Genomic DNA, 3,741 nt, shown 5'->3' with positions numbered 1-3,741 from the left:
CAGTTCTTTCAGCCATCAGGCGGGTGAGGTTTTACGATCGTGTCATCAAACTTCCTACGTTCTCTATCCCTGGCTGTGCTATTGAGTTTTTTCGCTCCCATGCTTCTAGTGTCGGGGTCGTTAGCTAGCACTTGGTTACTGACATGTATTCCTGGTTTCGGCGAGATCGGTCAAATCCCTACAAATATGTTGCTCGACTTTCTCGATACCTTTGGTGGTGGCTGTGCGCTCCAAGGGATGTTAACGATCGGGTTGGTCTGCGGATTTGTCGGCGCGCTCTTTGATATCTATGCCTTCTATAGCTTTCGGATGCAAAAGGGGAATTAAATTAGGGGATAAAGGATAGGGAATAGAGGATAGTTGAGATTGAATATGGACACAAACGTCTTTTTGTTCCCTCCACTGCCCACATATCATATACTTCCCCTTGTTTTTACCCTAGCCCCTACTCTCTATTCCCTATCCCCTTACAATAGAGACATAACTTTACATTGGGCGCGATCGCATGGCGGGGGACTTCAGAGAATTTTTACAGGTACTCGAAAAACGAGGCCAACTGCGCCGGATTAAGACCCTGGTAGACTCCGACTTGGAGATTGCTGAGATTGCCAATCGGATGTTGCAATGTGGTGGACCTGGGTTGCTGTTTGAAAACGTCAAAGGTGCCCAATATCCGGTAGCCGTGAACATCATGGGCACCGTCGAGCGAATTTGCTGGGCGATGAATATGGAGCAGCCCCAGGAACTAGAAGATCTGGGCAAAAAATTGGCCATGCTCCAGCAGCCAAAACCCCCCAAAAAAGTCGCTCAAGCCGTCGAGTTTGGCAAAGTTTTATTTGACGTGCTCAAAGCGAAACCGAGCCGCGATTACTTTCCGCCCTGCCAGCAGATTGTTATTGAAGGAGATGACGTAGATCTGAACAGTCTGCCGTTAATTCGCCCTTATAGTGGCGATGCGGGGAAAATTGTGACATTAGGATTGGTAATTACCAAAGATTGCGAAACGGGGACACCGAATATCGGCGTGTATCGGCTCCAGTTGCAGTCCAAAAATACGATGACTGTCCAGTGGTTATCCATCCGTGGTGGTGCGCGTCATTTGCGGAAAGCTGCCGAACGGGGCAAAAAATTGGAAATCGCGATCGCTTTAGGCGTACATCCACTGATCATTATGGCAGCGGCGACACCAATCCCGATCGATCTGTCTGAGTGGTTATTTGCTGGCATCTATGGTGGTGGCGGGGTCAAACTAGCTAAATGTAAAACAGTAGATATCGAAGTACCCGCCGACTCGGAATTCGTGCTCGAAGGGACGATTACACCGGGCGAAGAAATGGTCGATGGCCCCTTTGGCGACCACATGGGCTACTACAATCAATCTAAATCATGCCCGTTGATTCGGTTCAATTGCATGACTCATCGCAAAAATCCCGTTTATTTGACGACTTTTAGCGGGCGTCCGCCGAAGGAAGAAGCAATGATGGCAATTGCGCTCAACCGGATCTATACGCCAATTCTCCGTCAACAGGTACCAGAAATCGTCGATTTCTTCTTACCGATGGAGGCATTGAGTTACAAAGCGGCAATTATTGCGATCGATAAAGCCTATCCCGGACAAGCCAGACGCGCCGCACTCGCCTTCTGGAGTGCCTTACCGCAATTTACTTATACCAAATTTGTGATCGTCGTCGATAAAGATATCAATATCCGCGATCCGCGCCAAGTGGTATGGGCAGTTAGTTCCAAGGTTGACCCTCAGCGCGATGTCTTTATCATCCCCGATACCCCTTTTGATAAACTCGACTTTGCCACGCCTAAAGTCGGGCTGGGCAGCCGGATGGGGATCGACGCGACGACCAAAGTTTATCCCGAAACCGAAGCGGAATGGGGCGCACAGCTCGAATCAGATCCGGCCGTTGCGGCGATGGTAGACAGACGGTGGCGTGAGTATGGGCTAGCCGATATCAATCTCAATGAAGTCAATGCCAATCTATTTGGTTATGACATGAAATAGTCATTGCGGCTAGTTTTTCATCATCAACCGCCCCGCAGATAAATCGCGGGCTACTAGCATAAGTCCACTTAAGTGGACTTAGATCGTGCCTAATTACGTTAGCCCGCACTTAAGTTGCGGGTAGGTAAAGACTAGGTATAAAAATCGCGAACACTCTTTCTTGATAATTAATCTACCCTGAATTCTACTTCCCGCCCGATTCAGCAACGCCTAAAAACAGCTATGAACGCCGAACAGTCCACTCATATCGACATTGCCCCATATATCGATCATTCCTTGCTCGGTGCGGCTGCCACCCCCGCGATGGTAGAACAGTGGTGTGAAGAAGCAGATCGATTTGGTTTTGCAGCGGTGTGCGTCAATCCCTGCTATGTGCGGCAAGTTACCGCACTTTTACACCAGAAACGCCCCCAAATTTGTACTGTGATTGGTTTTCCGACTGGAGCCACAACAACAGCCAGCAAACTATATGAGGCTCAAGAGGCTGTCGAAAATGGTGCCCAAGAATTGGATGTGGTGATTAACGTTGGCTGGTTAAAAGCAGGGAAAATCGACGATGTCCATCGCGAAATTGCCGAAATCTGTGAAGCAACCGGACAAGGGGTGAAGGCAATTTTGGAAATGTCCCTGTTGACACCACCAGAGCAACAACTTGCCGCTCAAATTTGTATGGAAGCAGGGGCGCGAATGTTAAAAACCGGAACGGGTTGGTGTGGTGCAGCGACAGTAGCTGATGTGCGCATCCTCAAGGATCTCACCAAAGACCAAATCGGCATCAAAGCCGCTGGTGGCATTCGCACTCACGATCTGGCAGTCGAATTAATTCTCGCTGGAGCCACTAGACTCGGAACCTCTTGGGGCATAACTCTCCTCAAACAACGCGCACAGGAATCAAAAGCCGGAAGCTAGGCTTTAGGTTTTAGGCTGGAGAGGATGTTTGGAAAGTATCAATAAGCCGAATACTTACTCCCTAAACCGGCATCCCTCACAAGGCCCGATCGGTTGAATCGCACACCGGAGCAGGGTCGATCGAGCATTATACTTACAAGTAGCGTCGCCGATAACCCATTGACCGTCAATCAGACTTTGCTCTTCAGGACGCGTCGCCGACTGGACATAGAGGGCAATTTTGTGTAATTTGTAGCGACCCGATTGTAAGTGATAGCGGTGCCGACGCTCTAATACAGCATAAGTCTTACCATCTAGATCGAGATAGTTGCCTGGTTGTGGAGTCCAATCCAGCCGGATTTTAGCGACGACCTCTCGTGTTTGTGTCAAAACTACCTCAGTAGGGATTGACTCTGCTTCCATTAGATCTCCATGATGAGCATCAAAAATCTTATTCTAACCCCTATTTAAAGTTTCGTTAATCGATCGATCCCCGATCGAAAGTTAAAAACCTTTAACTTATGTAGCCTTTTTGAGAACTAGCATCTGCGCCTGCGGTACACTAAGCCTTGATTCTTAGTTTTAGCATCACTAAAGCTTTATCGTTGGGAGGATGATTATATGTCTCATAGCGTCAAAATTTACGACACTTGTATTGGCTGTACCCAGTGCGTTCGGGCTTGTCCGACAGACGTATTGGAGATGGTACCCTGGGATGGTTGCAAGGCTCAACAAATTGCATCTTCACCCCGGACTGAGGATTGTGTTGGTTGCAAACGGTGTGAAACCGCTTGCCCTACAGACTTCCTGAGTATCCGCGTCTATTTGGGCGCAGAAAC

At 48.7% G+C, this 3,741-nt stretch carries 5 protein-coding genes; 4 read left to right on the top strand and 1 reads right to left on the bottom strand.

The features are described 5' to 3' along the window. Positions 1-99 precede the first annotated feature (99 nt). From RMO27_RS12480 to deoC, 3 genes are all read left to right on the top strand, one after another. Positions 100-327, top strand: coding sequence for a hypothetical protein (locus RMO27_RS12480; protein ID WP_309732912.1), 228 nt, complete (start codon positions 100-102; stop codon positions 325-327). 178 nt (positions 328-505) lie between these two features. Then, entirely contained in the window at positions 506-2,014 is a 1,509-nt protein-coding gene (locus RMO27_RS12475; RefSeq protein ID WP_309732910.1) for a UbiD family decarboxylase, read from the top strand. Positions 2,015-2,236: 222 nt separating this feature from the next. After that, positions 2,237-2,923: a deoxyribose-phosphate aldolase gene (gene deoC, locus RMO27_RS12470; RefSeq protein ID WP_309732908.1), complete on the top strand. Its 687-nt coding sequence runs from the start codon at positions 2,237-2,239 to the stop codon at positions 2,921-2,923. Between the two features lie 54 nt (positions 2,924-2,977). Here deoC and RMO27_RS12465 read toward each other — a convergent pair whose 3' ends face one another. Beyond that, the gene (locus RMO27_RS12465) at positions 2,978-3,325 is read right to left on the bottom strand and encodes a DUF6464 family protein (RefSeq protein ID WP_309732906.1); all 348 of its coding nucleotides are present in this window, start codon (positions 3,323-3,325) and stop codon (positions 2,978-2,980) included. A gap of 198 nt (positions 3,326-3,523) precedes the next feature. Between RMO27_RS12465 and psaC the strand changes: the two genes are divergently transcribed. Then, a partial coding sequence (gene psaC / locus RMO27_RS12460) for a photosystem I iron-sulfur center protein PsaC (RefSeq protein ID WP_309732904.1) occupies positions 3,524-3,741 on the top strand: 218 nt, incomplete at its 3' end.

Source organism: Chamaesiphon sp. OTE_75_metabat_556, assembly GCF_031378165.1.
GTDB lineage: Bacteria > Cyanobacteriota > Cyanobacteriia > Cyanobacteriales > Chamaesiphonaceae > Chamaesiphon.
The sequence above is the reverse complement of the archived record's forward strand: the minus strand, read 5'-3'. Positions and strand labels throughout refer to the sequence as shown.